Origin of the sequence: Roseateles sp. (assembly GCF_044373315.1) — a bacterium.
Taxonomy (GTDB): Bacteria; Pseudomonadota; Gammaproteobacteria; order Burkholderiales; family Burkholderiaceae_C; genus JACDQM01.
Window position 1 is genome coordinate 22414 of the sequence record NZ_JBILQK010000036.1, and the last position, 13579, is coordinate 35992.

Consider the following 13579-nt stretch of genomic DNA (forward strand, 5'->3'; position numbering starts at 1 on the left):
GGGTTTTGGGGCATGCGCGCAGCAGACCCTCGATCTAGACTGATTTCATTTCCCTTCATCCTGCACTCGACTTTCCCGGAGAGCCCTGTCATGAAACTCAAGCTATCGCGTCGTCTGACTGCCTCTTTCAGCCTGCTGTTCGCTGCTGGCGCCGCCTTGCTGGGCGGCTCGGCCCTGGCTCAAGAAGAGGAGAAGGTGCTGAACATCTACAACTGGAGCGACTACATCGCCGAAGACACGATCCGGAACTTCGAGAAGGAAACCGGTATCAAGGTGCGATACGACGTTTTCGACAACAACGAGATCGTCCATGCCAAGCTGGTGGCCGGCAAGACCGGCTATGACATCGTCGTCCCTTCGTCCTACTGGGCCAAGCTGCAGGCCGATGGCGGGTTGCTGCGCAAGATCGACAAGTCGCTGCTGCCGAACTACAAGAACCTCGACCCCGATGTGCAGGCCCAGCTGGCCAAACTCGACCCCGGCAATGAGTTCATGGTGAACTGGCTGTGGGGCTTCACCACCGTGGGCATCAACGTCGACAAGGTCAAGGCCGCGCTGGGCAGCATGCCGATGCCCGACAACGCCTGGGATCTGATCTTCAAGCCGGAATACATCAGCAAGCTCAAGAGCTGCGGCGTCAGCGTGTTGGATTCAGCCACCGAGGTGATTCCAGCCGCCCTGCACTACCTCGGCAAACCGCCCTACAGCCGCAGCCAGGCCGACTATGCCGGCGTGCCGGCCCTGCTGAAGAGCATCCGCCCGCATGTCAGCCTGTTCAGCTCCTCCGGCTACATCAACGACATGGCCAATGGCTCGATCTGCCTGGCGCTGGGCTGGTCAGGTGACATCAATATCGCGCGCCAGCGCGCCATCGACGGCAAGACCGGCCAGAAGATCGAGGCTCTGATCCCCAAGACCGGCGGGCTGATCTTCATGGACGTGATGGTGATCCCGGCCGACGCGCCGCGCCCCGGCAACGCCCACAAGTTCATCAACTACCTGCTTCGCCCAGAGGTTCACGCCAGCCTGACGAACAAGGTCTTCTACGCCAACCCCAACAAGGAGTCGAGGAAGTTCGTCAAGCCCGAGGTCGCGAACAACCCGACAGTCTTCCTCAGCGATGCCGACATGAAGAAGATGGTGGCACCGGACGCCATCAACAACGACGTGCGGCGCACCATGACGCGCATGTACACCTCGTTCAAGACCGGCATCTGATGCGCTGCATCTCAGGGGGAGCATTCGCATGAGCAGCGTCGCAGCGGCATCGCCGTACTTGCAGATCCAAAACGTCGTGAAAGACTTCGGCGGCGGCGCGGTGGCCGTCGACAACGTCTCGATCGACATAGCCAAGGGCGAAATCTTCGCCCTGCTGGGATCTTCCGGCTGTGGCAAGACCACGCTGCTGCGCATGCTGGCCGGCTTCGAGACGCCGACCAGCGGACGCATCGTGCTGAACGGCCAGGACCTCGGCGGCATGGCGCCGCATGTCCGGCCGATCAATATGATGTTCCAGAGCTATGCGCTATTCCCCCATCTGAGCGTCTGGGACAACATCGCCTTCGGCCTGCGGCGCGAAGGTCTGCCCAAGGACGCGATCGCCGCGCGCGTCGAGGCCATGCTCAAGCTGGTGCAGCTCTCCAAGTTCGCCAAGCGCAAGCCGCACCAGCTCTCGGGCGGGCAGCAGCAGCGCGTGGCGCTGGCGCGCAGCCTGGCCAAGAAGCCGCAGTTGCTGCTGCTTGACGAGCCGCTCGGCGCGCTGGACAAGAAGCTGCGTGAAGAAACGCAGATCGAGCTGGTCAACATCATCGAGGAGGTCGGCGTGACCTGCGTGATGGTGACTCATGACCAGGAAGAGGCGATGACGATGGCTTCGCGCATCGCGGTGATGAGCGAGGGACGCTTCCTGCAGGTAGGCGCACCGGCCGAGATCTACGAGACCCCGGCCAATCGTTTCGTTGCCGACTTCATCGGCAACGTCAACCTGATGGACGGCGCCCTGACCTGCGACAACCCGGATCACGTCATCATCGACAGTGCCGACTGCCGCCACTACGTGGGCCACGGCATCACCGGCACCGAGGGCATGGCCGTCACTGTGGCGCTGCGGCCGGAGAAGATCCACCTCACGCGCAGCAAGCCCGAAGACCCTTTCAACACCGCCTGCGGCGTGATCCAGGATCTGGCCTATTTCGGCAGCTTTACCGTCTACCGCATCAAGCTGGCCAGCGGCGCCATGCTCAAGGTGTCGGTCAGCAATGTGCAACGCCATCGCGACGACGAGCTGAGCTGGGGCGACGAGGTCTGGGCGCACTGGTCACGCAATGCCCATGTGGTGTTGACACACTGAAGCCATGAGCATCGCCTCCGTCCTCAACAGCGCCAAGCAGCGCCTCAAGCGCCTGCTGAGTGGCCGCACCGCCGTCATCAGCCTGCCCTATGCCTGGCTGCTGCTGTTCTTCGCCCTGCCCTTCCTGATCGTGCTGAAGATCAGCGTCTCGGAGATGGAGACGGTCCATTTCAAGGACCTGATCCGCTATGCCGACGGCATGCTTCAGCTCACGCTCAAGCTGGGCAACTACATTTTCATCACCGAGGACGAGCTCTACGTCACGGCCTACCTCACCAGCCTGAAATTCGCGGCCCTGACCACGCTGGGCTGTCTGATCATCGGATATCCCTTCGCCTACTTCATGGCCCGCGCTCGCGCCACCGTGCAACCGGTGCTGCTGATGCTGGTGATGCTGCCCTTCTGGACCTCGTTCCTGCTGCGCGTCTATGCCTGGAAGGGGCTGCTATCCGACCATGGCTGGGCAGCCGACATCATCGTCGCCCTCGGCGTGGACCAGCTGCTGCTGGCTGGCGGTCTGATCAGTGCACCGGGCAAGCTGATGAACACGCCCTTCTCGCTACTTCTGGGCATGGTCTACACCTACCTGCCCTTCATGATCCTGCCGCTGTACGCCAACCTGGCCAAGCTGGATCTGCGCCTGCTGGAAGCCGCAGCCGATCTGGGCGCCACGCCCTGGGTCGCGTTCTGGAAGATCACCGTGCCGCTGTCCAAGGCCGGCATCATCGCCGGCTCGATGCTGGTCTTCATTCCCTGCGTGGGCGAGTTCGTGATTCCCGAGCTGCTGGGCGGCCCGCAGACCTTGATGATCGGCCGCGTGCTGTGGGATGAGTTTTTCAGCAACAACGACTGGCCGATGGCCTCGGCCGTCGCGGTGGTGATGGTGCTGCTGATCATCGTGCCGCTGGCGCTGTTCAACAAGTACCAGGCCGAGGCGCAGGACAGGCCGGGAGGACGCCCATGAGCGGCAGCACCTCCACCCGCTTGACACGCTGGTTCGGCCGCAGCTGGCTGGGCCTGGGCTTTGCATTCCTGTACCTGCCCATCGTGGCGCTGATCATCTATTCCTTCAACGACTCAGCCCTACCCTCGGTCTGGGGCGGCTTCACACTGAAGTGGTATGCCAAGCTGGCCGAAGACCGCGAGATGCTGACGGGCTTGTGGCTGTCGCTGAAGATCGCCTTCTTTACCGCCTGCGCCTCGGTCGTGCTGGGTACGCTGGCCGCCTTCGCGCTGGTCAAATACCGCCGCTTCAAGGGCCGTACCCTGTTCGCCGGGATGATCAGCGCGCCGCTGGTGATGCCTGAGGTGATCGTCGGCCTGTCGCTGCTGCTAATGCTGGTGTCCTTGCAACGCGCGTTGGGCTTTCCGGAACGCGGCGTGCTGACGATCTGGCTGGGCCACCTGCTGCTGGGCATGGCCTATGCCACGGTGGTGGTGCAGGCGCGCTTGTCCGAGCTGAACCCGCAGCTTGAGGAGGCCGCGCTCGATCTGGGCGCTCGGCCGCACCAAGTCTTCCTGCTGGTCACTCTGCCGATGATCGCGCAAGCCCTGCTGTCGGCCTGGCTGCTGACCTTCACGCTGTCGCTGGACGATGTGGTGCTGTCAGCCTTCCTGTCCGGCCCCGGCTCCACCACGATGCCGCTGGTGATTTTCTCCCGCGCCCGCCTGAGCATGAGCCCAAGCATCAATGCCGTGGCCACGCTGATCATCGTCACCGTCTCCATCGGTGTCATCGTCGCCAGCTACATGATTGCCCGCGCCGAGCGGCGTCGGGCCCAGGACATCGCCGCAGCGCAGCGAGGCGCTTGAGCGCCCTTACGCGATTTTCGAACATCAACGATTCAACACAGAGGAGTTCTGCATGAAAGCCCCCCAGCTCGCCGCCCTGACCCTCGCTCTTGCCGCCGCCTTTCCCGGTGCGGCCCAGGCACAGAGCAATGAAGAGCTTCTCAAGGAACTGCGCGCCCTGCGCGACCGCGTCACGCAGCTTGAGAACCGCCTGAAGGCCGCCGAATCCAAGCCCGCGCCCAGACAGCCGCAATGGGGCATGACACCGCAGCAGGTGCAGGACTTCAACCGCATCGCGGTCAAGACCGAGGCCCTTGAAGACGCCCAGGAAGCGCAGGGCTACAAAGGCCTGAAGATCAGCGGCTATATGGAGCCCGCCTATATCTACAACAAGGCGCAGAACCGCGCCGGCTTCCAGTTCATCAACAACGTCGGCGACGACGGCTACAACTACGACAACTCCTATTTCGGCACCGCCGCCATCGAGTTTCTGAAGGAAACCGAATCCGGCACGCGCTACAAGCTGACACTGAGCCCCAACCGCGGCACCGATGCGGTGATCGGCAACGGTGGCTTCGTGCAGGAAGCCAGCATTTCGGTGCCGCTCGGAAATCTGCAGACGCGCATGATCGCCGGACACATCCCGGACTGGTCCGGCTATGAGTTCCTGCAGCCCACACTCAACAAGCTGATCACGCACAACCTGTTGTTCGACTTCACGCTGCCCACCGCCTATACCGGCGCCGGCATCGAGCTGACGCGCGGCAAGTGGCTCAGCAAGGCCATGCTGGCGAACATGAACGCCTCGAAGAACGCTGCAGGCGAAAAGGCCCCGGTGCTGGCCTACCGAATCGATTACGCGCGCGGCGAGTTCAAGGGATTCGGCTTCGCCGGCGTACATGGCAAGGCAGCCAATCTGGTGGGCGGCACACGCAACACCGCACTGGATCTGTTCGAGATCGACGGCTACTTCATCCGCGGCGACTGGACCGTTCAGGGCCAGTTCAGCTATGGCCAGCAGAAGCAGGCCTCGATCACGCCCGACCCGGTCACTGGCGAGCTCCGCTCGGCCAAGTGGATGGGCCTGTCTGCCTTGGCGGCCTACAAGCTGACGCCGCGGCTTGAGCTGATTGCCCGCGCGGACTATCTCAAGAACAACAAGAACGGCGGCGGGCTGTTGGGCTACGGATCCGACGTTCGCAACGGCATCGGCCCCGAGGTGCTGGGTCGCGACGCCATGAGCGGCGATTTGGTGTACGGCGATACCGAGAAGGGCGTGAACCGCACGGCGCTGTCGCTCGGCATGGGCTACGCCTATGACCTGAACACCAGCTTCAAGCTGGAATACCGCCTGGACCGCGCCAACGCAGCCGTGTTCGAAGACGTCAAGGATGGCAGCTTCCGCAAGAGCAACAGCGTCTTCGGCGCTTCGATGGTCGTGAAGTTCTGAGGTCCGCATGAGTGCCACCAGGATCAACTGGCATGAGCGCGCCGCGGCGCTGCGCATCGATGGACGCCCGCTGATCGGCGGCCGCCGTGTCGACACGCAAAGCGGCGAACAATTCGACTGCATCTCGCCGATTGACGGGCGCGTGCTCGGATCGGTGTCGCGCGGACAGGCGGCCGACATTGACACGGCCGTGCAATGCGCGCGTTCCGCCTTCAACGATGGCCGCTGGGCGGCGCGTCCACCAGCTGCACGCAAGCGCGTACTGCAGCGCTTTGCCGACCTGATCCTGGCGGCCAAGGACGAGCTGGCGCTGCTGGAGACGCTGGACATGGGCAAGCCCATCCAGTACGCGCTCAGCGTCGATGTGCCGGCCACAGCGCGCTGCATCGCCTGGTACGCCGAGGCGGTGGACAAGATCTACGACGAGATCGCGCCAACCGGCGCCAATGCGCTTGCCTTGATCCAGCGTGAGGCAATGGGCGTGATCGGCGTGATCGTGCCCTGGAACTACCCGATGATCATGGCCGCCTGGAAGCTGGGCCCCGCGCTGGCGGCCGGCAACTCGGTCGTGCTCAAGCCCAGCGAGAAGTCGCCGCTGACCGCGCTGCGCCTGGCGGAGATCGCGCTGGAAGCCGGCCTGCCCGAAGGCGTCTTCAACGTCGTCCCGGGCTTCGGCCATGAGGCCGGTGAAGCGCTGGCCCTGCACATGGATGTGGATGCGATCGGCTTCACCGGTTCCACCCGCGTCGGCCGCAAGATGCTCGAGTATGCAGGCCGATCCAACCTCAAGCGCGTCTACAACGAGCTGGGCGGAAAGTCGGCCTTTCTGGTGTTCCCGGACTACGAAGACATCGCACTGGCGGCCAAGACCGTGGCTGGCGCGATGTTCTTCAACCAGGGTGAAAGCTGCAACGCGCCCTCGCGCGTGTTCGTGCACGAGAGCATCGCCGATGAGTTCGCCGCCGTCGTCGCGGCCGAGGCGCCGAAGTACGCGCCGGGCGATCCGCTCGACCCTCGCACGGTCATGGGCGCCCTGGTCGACGAAGGCCAGCTGCGCACCGTGATGGGCTATATCGAGGCAGGTCGCGCCGAAGGTGCCACGGCGATGGTCGGCGGCAGCCAGGCCCGCAGCGAGAGTGGCGGCTACTTCGTCGAGCCCACGGTGTTTGCTGGCGTCAACAACCAGATGAAGATCGCCCGCGAAGAGATCTTCGGCCCGGTGATGTCGCTGCTGCGCTTCAAGGACGAGGCCGACGCGCTGGCGCAGGCCAACGACTCCAGCTACGGCCTGCAGGCCAGCGTCTGGAGCTCCAATATCGACCGCGCCCACCGCGTGGCACGCCAGCTGCGCGCCGGCACCGTGCACGTCAACCAATACGACGAGGACGACATCACCGTACCCTTCGGCGGCTACAAGCAGAGCGGCAACGGACGCGACAAGTCGCTGCATGCCTTTGACAAGTACACCGAGCTGAAGACCACCTGGCTGAAAATCAAGGCCTGAGCCCATGCTGAGCCAAGCTCTGCAAGACCAATTGCGCGCCGCCGGCGTGCACACCTTGCTGGCGCAGTTCACCGATCTGCATGGCGTGGCCAAGGGCAAGTACCTGCCGCTGGAGCAGCTGGACGCCTTGCTGAGCGAAGGTTCTGGCTTCTCCGGCCCGTCGATCGCCGGGACCGGTCTGGCTCGGCAGGGCCCGCGCAGCGAGTATTGGGGGCGGGGCGACGCCAGCACCGCGCAGGCCCTGCCCTGGATGCCCGGTTACGCGCGTCTGGTCTGCGACGGCTTCGTGGCCGGCCAGCCTTTCGATGCCTGCCCGCGCCAGGTGCTGCGGCGCGCTGAGGCCCGGCTGAGCGCGCGCGGCTGGCAGTTGCGCACCGGCATCGAACCGGAGTTCTTCCTGCTGAAAGCCGATGGTCGCGGCAGCTACGTGCCCATCGACGACGCCGACCGGCTGGACAAGCCCTCCTACGACCTCAAGGCCCTGCCGCGCCAGGCGGCACTGCTGCGCGAGCTGCACCTGGCGCTGCAGGGCTGCGGCCTGCGGGTGCTACAGATCGACCATGAGGATGCACAGGGTCAGTACGAACTCAACTTCGCCTACGACCGCGCGCTGCACAGTGCCGACCGCATCATGCTGTTCAAGCTGGCGGCCCAGGCCATCGCCGAGAAGCATGGCGCGCTGTTCTCGATGATGCCCAAGCCCTTTGCCGACCAGCCGGGCAGCGGCATGCACTTCCATGCCTCGCTGTGGACGGGCGAAGGCCCCACTGAGCGCTGCCTGTTCGACGGCGCCGAGGGTCAGGTCTTGCTGGGCCACTTCATTGCCGGCGTGCTGGCGCATGCGCCGGCGCTGTGCGCGCTGGCAGCGCCCACCGTCAACAGCTACAAGCGGCTGACGGTCGGCGAATCGCTGTCAGGCACCACTTGGGCGCCGGCCTATATCGCCCACGGCCCCAACAACCGTACAGCCCTGGTCCGCACCCTGCCCGGTCGCTTTGAGTGGCGCCTGCCGGATGCCGCGGCCAATCCCTATCTGGCCAGCGCCGCCCTGATCGCCGCAGGCCTCGACGGCATCGACCGTGAGCTGCAGCCTCCGGCAGCCTGCGAGGACGATCTGTTTGCGCTGTCGCTGCGGCAGATCGCTGATCGCGGTATCGCGCTGCTGCCACAAAGCCTGGACCAAGCGCTGGAGGCGCTGCTGGCCGACGCGATGATCTGCGACGCTCTGGGCGAGACGCTGACGCAGCAGTTTCTAGCCCTCAAGCGCGAGGAATGGCTGGACTATGCCCGCCATGTCAGCGCTTGGGAGATGCAGCGCTACGTTGCTGCTTTCTGACCCTTGCTGACCAGGCGCCCGAGCGCCGCCACGCCCACCGGCGACTCAGCCTGCCAGGGCAACACGAAGCAGCGCTGCGCCAGGCCGCCCTGCACCCGCTGCCACTGGCGCCACTCGCCCTGCTTGCGTGCCAGCAGCAGCGCATCCTCGGTCTCGGCGGCCAGGATGCTGCGGTTCAGCAACCAGGCATAGGGCTCAATATCGGCGCGGCGCAGATCGGCCTGCAGCGCCTCAGCCTGCGACACTGGCGTGGTCTCGGGCAAGCTCACCAGCACGATGCGGGTGTAGCCCGGGTCCTGTAAGCGCATCAGCGGCGTCGTGACACGGCCGCCACCCATCTTGCCCTCGAACTCGCGCAGCATCTGGCGGTGGTAGGCCCCAGTCGCATCCATTAGCAGTAGCGAATGGCCGGTGGGCGCGGTATCCAGCACCACAAAAGCGCTGCGCGCCTCGCTGACCACACGCGAGAAGGCATGGAAGACCGCCACCTCCTCGGTGCAGGGCGATTGCAGGTCTTCCAGCAGCAATGCGCGCGAGGCCGCATCCAGACCCGCACGGCGGCTGGCCATGATCTTGTCGATATGGCGTGCCGTCTCGGCCTTGGGGTCGATGCGGTCGACCTTGAGGCCCTCCAACTGGCCGGCCAGTGTCAGCTCCAGATGCGCAGCCGGATCGGTGGTGCTCAGGTGTACCGAATGGCCGCGCTGCACCAGGCCGATGGCCAGCGCGGCGGCCACCGTGGTCTTGCCCACGCCGCCCTTGCCCATCACCATGATCAAGCCTCGCCCCGGCGCCGCCAGCTCGTCGGCCAGCCGGTCCAGACCGGGCATGGCGGCTGCATGGGCGCGCAAGGCGGCCTGGGTCAGCACAGCCTGCTGTGTGAGCACAGCGGCCGTCGGCTCGCCGCCAGAGAGCAAGGCCCGCAGCGCCGGCAGGCCAATGGTGTCGAAGGCGCGCAGCGGCACTTCGGCGCGCGGCAAAGCGGCCAGGGCCGCTGGCATCTCGGCCAAGGCCTGGCGCCCTGCCTCGGCGATGGCACGCGAGACTGCGTCGCTGGCGGCCTGCGGGCTCAGCACGCCGTTGATGATCAGGCGCTGACTGTTGAGCCCAAGCTCCTCCAGTTCGCGGCAGGCGCGGTCGGCTTCCAGCAAGGCGCTGCGCTCGGGCCGGCTGACCAGCACCACACGCGTCTGCGCGCCATCGGTCAGCGCCGCCAGCGCCTCGCGAAAGCGCTGTTCCTGCATCTTCAATCCGGAATGCGGCCCCAGGCAGGAAGCGCCACGGTCGTTGTCCTCCAGGAAGCCGCTCCAGGCCTTGGGCAGGCTCAGCAGGCGCAGCGTGTGGCCGGTGGGCGCAGTGTCGAACACCACATGGTCATAGCCCGAGCCACCAGCAGCCAGCAGGCCGGCGAACTCGTCGAAGGCGGCAATCTCGGTGGTGCAGGCGCCTGAGAGCTGCTCACGCACCGTAGCGCGTTCCTCGTCCGCGGCTTGCTCGCCCAGCTGCGCGATGACCCGCAGCCGGTAGGCCTCGGCCGCCGCCTCGGGGTCGATGTTGATGACGGCCAAGCCCGGCACGCCCGGCACCGGCATGGCCTGGTTCGACAGCGTGACACCCAGCATCTCGTCCAGGTTAGACGCAGCATCCGTGGACACCAGCAGCACCCGCAGGCCCTGCTCGGCCAGCGCCAGCGCCGTGGCGCTGGACAGCGAGGTCTTGCCGACGCCGCCCTTGCCGGTGAAGAAAAGAAACGGAGGAACCGGCTGCAACAGCGCCAGCACAGATGATGTCGATGAGGTGTCCAAGCTTTCATTGTGCGGCCAGCGCCGCGCGCTCGGCACGCGCTGGGTCAAAGCGTTGCGGGCAGCAGGCATGATGCGCACTGCTCAACGCCTGGCCTGCGATGTCCCGTCCTGACCCCTCATCCGTGATTCCCTGGGTGGCCTATGCCAGCCTGGCCCTCAGCACAAGCCTGGTCGGCAGCTATGTGGGGCTATCCAAGCTGCTGGTGCTGGTGTTCCCCGTCTTCCTGCTGGCCTGGCTGCGCTTCGGCATGGCGGCGGTGTTCATGCTGCCTTGGCTGCGGCGTGCGCCGCACGAGCCGCGCCTGGATGGGCGCACGCGCGGCCTGCTGTTCCTTGAATCCTTTCTCGGCAACTTTCTGTTCTCGATTTGCCTGCTCTACGGGCTGCGCGCCAGCTCAGCCGTGGTGGCCGGCGTCATCCTGGCGGGCATCCCGGCGGCGGTCGCCCTCCTCAGCCGCATCGTGCTGGGCGAACGCATCGCGCCGCGCGTGGCAGCCGGCATTGCGTTGAGCGTTGCTGGCATCGCGCTGGTGGCGCTGGGGCGCAGCGGTGACGCGATGGCCGGCACCTCAACCTGGGGCGCGCTGCTGGTGCTGGGCGCGGTGTTCTGCGAAGCCTGCTATGTGGTGATCGGCAAGCGCCTGACGCAGGACCTGCCGCCGCGGCGTATCAGCGCGCTGATCAATCTGTGGGGCCTGGTGCTGGTGACGCCACTGGGCCTCTGGCAGGCCATGAGCTTCGACTTCGCCGCGGTGCAGCCCGGCAGCTGGGGCCTGCTGCTGTTCTACGCGCTTGCCGCCAGCATGGTGACGGTGTGGCTGTGGATGCACGGCCTGCAGCATGTGCCGGCCGCGCGTGCCGGCGTCTTCATGGTGTTTCTGCCGGTGGCCACGGCGCTGGTGGGCCTGCTGTGGCTGGGCGAGTCCATCAGCCTCCTGCAGGCCCTGGCCTATGCGCTGGCGCTGGCCGGCGTGCTGCTTGCCACCTGGCCCGACAGCCCGACCCGGCCGCAGCGCATGACTGCCCTATGAAAAGTGATGGTGACCAGCTCAACAAGCCCCTACGCATCGCCGACAATCATTGCCGCTTTCCTGCCGACGCCCGAGCCCGAATGACTGACACGTTCCCCGCTGCCTGCTGCGCGCCCACCGATGCCGCGTCCTGGCACCACTGGGTCGGCCGCTTCGCCGAACTGCTGCAGGCCGCGCCCGAGGGCGCAGCGCCGCCCACCCGCCCACGCGACGCTAAACGCCAGTGCCTGGTCTTTGCCCCGCACCCGGATGATGAATGCATCGTCGGCGCGTTGCCGCTGCGCCTGCAGCAGGAGAGCGGCTGGCAGGTCACGGTGGTGGCTGTCACGCTCGGCAGCCAACGCGAACGCCGTGAGGCTCGCCGTGCCGAGTTGGGCACGGCCTGCGCGCACCTCGGCTTTGAGCTGTTGATCCTGGGCGACGAAGGCCTGGAGCGCGTGCGCCCCGATACCGCGGATGCCGAGCCCGCGCTGTGGCGCAGTCATCTCGACCGCGTGGTGCAACTGCTGACGCGCGTCAGGCCCACGCTGGTGCTGGCGCCGCATGGCGCCGACGCCAACGCCACGCATATCGGCGTGCACCAGCTGATCGTGCAGGCGCTGGCACAAGCCCGCTATGCCGGGCTGCTGGCGCAGACCGAGTTCTGGGCGCCCCAGCCCGCACCCAACTTCATGGTGCAGACCAGCATCGCCGACACGGCACGGCTGGTGCAGGCGCTGGCCTGCCATGTGGGCGAAGTGGCTCGCAGCCCGTATCACCTGCGCCTGCCGGCCTGGATGGCAGACAACGTGCGCCGCGGCGGCGAGCTGATCGCCGGCGCCGGCAGCGAGCCGCCCCGCTATGCCTTCGCCACGCTCTACGGACTGAGCCGCTGGGCCGATGGCGCCAGGCAGAAGGACCTGACCCCGATGTTCTGCGACAGCGCTACCGCGCTGGAACTCTGACCCCGCAAGGCCTGACCCAGATATGAGCACCCCACCGACCCATCTGCGCATCCACCAGCTCGCCGGCCTCAAGCCCGGCCCGCGCCTGATCGTCACCGCTGCCGTGCATGGCAACGAGGTGTGCGGCATCAGTGCCATTCAGCGCGTCCTCGCTGAGTTCGACAGCGGCGCGCTGACGCTGCTGCGCGGCACGCTGAGCATGATCCCCATCGTCAACCCGCTGGCGCATCAGAAAGGCCAGCGCGAAGGCGAGCGCAACCTGAACCGCAATCTGCGCCCGGCGATGATTCCGCAGGACTTCGAGGACCGCATTGCGCGGCAGCTCTGCCCCTGGCTGGCCCAACACGATGTGCTGCTGGACCTGCACTCCTTCAACAACCCCGGCCCGGCCTTCGCTATGCTGGGCCCGCGCGACAACGACGGCGAGCTAGAGCCCTTTGCGCATCAGCTGGCTGAAGGCCAGCTGGCGGCCTGCGTCGGCACCGGCCGCATCGTTGAAGGCTGGCTGTCCACCTATGCGCTGGGGCTGCAGCGACGTGCCGAACGCGGCGGCGACGGCTCACGTCAGCAGGCCCTGGTGCAGGACCCGCATTACGGCGTCGGCACCACCGAGTACATGCGCAGCCAGGGCGGCTACGGCATCACGCTGGAATGCGGCCAGCATGCCGATCCGCAGGCGCCGGACGTGGCCTACAAGGCCATCCTGCGCACGCTGACGCTGCTGGGCATGATTGCCCCGGGCGCCGTAGAGCCGGCTGAGCCCAAGCGCGCGATCGAGCTGCTGCAGCTCTACGAGGTGATTGACCGCGCGCATCCGGATGACCGCCTCGAGCGCGAATGGGCCAGCTTCGACGCCGTCAGCGCCGGCCAGACCGTTGGCACGCGGCATGACGGCACGCCGGTGCTGGCGCCCTCCGAAGGCCGAATCGTCTTCCCGAACAGCCGCGCCCAGCCCGGCCAGGAATGGTTTTATCTGGCACGGCCCAGCCAGAGGCAGCTTTGACCTAGACTGCGATTGAATCCACTCTCTTCGCAGGCCTCATGAGCGGTTCGCAACATGGTCAGTACCGCATCCATTGGCAGGGTGAGTTGCTGGTCGTCAAGTACATCGGTGCCTGGAATGAGGTGGCCGTGCGCAATCTGCATCGAGAAGCTCGCGCGCTGTGGCAGCAGCATGGCGGCGCACGCTGGGGAATGCTGAGCGATCTGCGTGAGTGGGAAGGCGCCACGCCGGAGGCCTTAGTGAATCGCCCCGGGTACCGCGGAGGCCAGTTGGTTTAAGTCAGACGGTCGCGGCCTGACCAGCGCGTTGACGATGGTAATTCGCTTCGAACTCTGCAGGCGGGACGTAACCCAGCGGCCCCATCA

At 66.1% G+C, this 13579-nt stretch carries 12 protein-coding genes; 11 read left to right on the forward strand and 1 reads right to left on the reverse strand.

What is annotated here, in order from left to right:
- Window positions 1–90 precede the first annotated feature (90 nt).
- From ACIQ67_RS10360 to glnT, 7 genes are read left to right on the forward strand one after another with little or no spacing between them, the layout of a single operon-like run.
- Window positions 91–1218, forward strand: a complete 1128-nt coding sequence (locus ACIQ67_RS10360) for a polyamine ABC transporter substrate-binding protein (RefSeq protein ID WP_397534292.1) — start codon at window positions 91–93, stop codon at window positions 1216–1218.
- A 28-nt stretch (window positions 1219–1246) separates the two neighbouring features.
- Window positions 1247–2350, forward strand: coding sequence for an ABC transporter ATP-binding protein (locus tag ACIQ67_RS10365; RefSeq protein ID WP_397534293.1), 1104 nt, complete (start codon window positions 1247–1249; stop codon window positions 2348–2350).
- A gap of 4 nt (window positions 2351–2354) precedes the next feature.
- Window positions 2355–3314, forward strand: a complete 960-nt coding sequence (locus ACIQ67_RS10370) for an ABC transporter permease subunit (protein WP_397534294.1) — start codon at window positions 2355–2357, stop codon at window positions 3312–3314.
- Window positions 3311–4162, forward strand: a complete 852-nt coding sequence (locus ACIQ67_RS10375) for an ABC transporter permease (protein ID WP_397534295.1) — start codon at window positions 3311–3313, stop codon at window positions 4160–4162. The genes ACIQ67_RS10370 and ACIQ67_RS10375 overlap by 4 nt, the downstream gene beginning before the upstream one ends.
- A gap of 52 nt (window positions 4163–4214) precedes the next feature.
- On the forward strand, window positions 4215–5591 hold the full coding sequence (locus ACIQ67_RS10380) for a DUF3138 family protein (protein ID WP_397534296.1): 1377 nt from the start codon (window positions 4215–4217) through the stop codon (window positions 5589–5591).
- A gap of 7 nt (window positions 5592–5598) precedes the next feature.
- Window positions 5599–7095: an aldehyde dehydrogenase gene (locus ACIQ67_RS10385; protein WP_397534297.1), complete on the forward strand. Its 1497-nt coding sequence runs from the start codon at window positions 5599–5601 to the stop codon at window positions 7093–7095.
- 4 nt (window positions 7096–7099) lie between these two features.
- Window positions 7100–8431 carry a type III glutamate--ammonia ligase gene (gene glnT, locus ACIQ67_RS10390; RefSeq protein WP_397534298.1) on the forward strand — a complete coding sequence of 444 codons (1332 nt, stop codon included), beginning with the start codon at window positions 7100–7102 and terminating at the stop codon, window positions 8429–8431.
- On the opposite strand, the gene arsA is transcribed toward glnT, so the two are convergent.
- The gene (gene arsA, locus ACIQ67_RS10395) at window positions 8413–10236 is read right to left on the reverse strand and encodes an arsenical pump-driving ATPase (RefSeq protein ID WP_397534299.1); all 1824 of its coding nucleotides are present in this window, start codon (window positions 10234–10236) and stop codon (window positions 8413–8415) included. The genes glnT and arsA overlap by 19 nt on opposite strands.
- Window positions 10237–10334: 98 nt before the next feature.
- Between arsA and ACIQ67_RS10400 the strand changes: the two genes are divergently transcribed.
- From ACIQ67_RS10400 to ACIQ67_RS10415, 4 genes are all read left to right on the forward strand, one after another.
- Complete coding sequence (locus ACIQ67_RS10400; RefSeq protein WP_397534300.1) at window positions 10335–11267, forward strand: DMT family transporter; 933 nt, start codon at window positions 10335–10337, stop codon at window positions 11265–11267.
- 80 nt (window positions 11268–11347) lie between these two features.
- Entirely contained in the window at window positions 11348–12211 is an 864-nt protein-coding gene (locus ACIQ67_RS10405; RefSeq protein WP_397534301.1) for a PIG-L deacetylase family protein, read from the forward strand.
- Between the two features lie 22 nt (window positions 12212–12233).
- Window positions 12234–13214: a succinylglutamate desuccinylase/aspartoacylase family protein gene (locus ACIQ67_RS10410; RefSeq protein ID WP_397534302.1), complete on the forward strand. Its 981-nt coding sequence runs from the start codon at window positions 12234–12236 to the stop codon at window positions 13212–13214.
- A 38-nt stretch (window positions 13215–13252) separates the two neighbouring features.
- Window positions 13253–13492: a hypothetical protein gene (locus tag ACIQ67_RS10415; protein ID WP_397534303.1), complete on the forward strand. Its 240-nt coding sequence runs from the start codon at window positions 13253–13255 to the stop codon at window positions 13490–13492.
- The last annotated feature ends 87 nt before the right edge of the window (window positions 13493–13579 follow it).

Bases quoted from the DNA above. Each gene is read 5' to 3' on its own strand.
- ACIQ67_RS10360 (WP_397534292.1), top strand. From the start codon at position 91: ATGAAACTCAAGCTATCGCGTCGTCTGACTGCCTCTTTCAGCCTGCTG.
- ACIQ67_RS10365 (WP_397534293.1), top strand. From the start codon at position 1,247: ATGAGCAGCGTCGCAGCGGCATCGCCGTACTTGCAGATCCAAAACGTC.
- ACIQ67_RS10410 (WP_397534302.1), top strand. From the start codon at position 12,234: ATGAGCACCCCACCGACCCATCTGCGCATCCACCAGCTCGCCGGCCTC.
- ACIQ67_RS10370 (WP_397534294.1), top strand. From the start codon at position 2,355: ATGAGCATCGCCTCCGTCCTCAACAGCGCCAAGCAGCGCCTCAAGCGC.
- ACIQ67_RS10385 (WP_397534297.1), top strand. From the start codon at position 5,599: ATGAGTGCCACCAGGATCAACTGGCATGAGCGCGCCGCGGCGCTGCGC.
- ACIQ67_RS10400 (WP_397534300.1), top strand. From the start codon at position 10,335: ATGTCCCGTCCTGACCCCTCATCCGTGATTCCCTGGGTGGCCTATGCC.
- glnT (WP_397534298.1), top strand. From the start codon at position 7,100: ATGCTGAGCCAAGCTCTGCAAGACCAATTGCGCGCCGCCGGCGTGCAC.
- ACIQ67_RS10380 (WP_397534296.1), top strand. From the start codon at position 4,215: ATGAAAGCCCCCCAGCTCGCCGCCCTGACCCTCGCTCTTGCCGCCGCC.
- ACIQ67_RS10375 (WP_397534295.1), top strand. From the start codon at position 3,311: ATGAGCGGCAGCACCTCCACCCGCTTGACACGCTGGTTCGGCCGCAGC.
- ACIQ67_RS10415 (WP_397534303.1), top strand. From the start codon at position 13,253: ATGAGCGGTTCGCAACATGGTCAGTACCGCATCCATTGGCAGGGTGAG.
- ACIQ67_RS10405 (WP_397534301.1), top strand. From the start codon at position 11,348: ATGACTGACACGTTCCCCGCTGCCTGCTGCGCGCCCACCGATGCCGCG.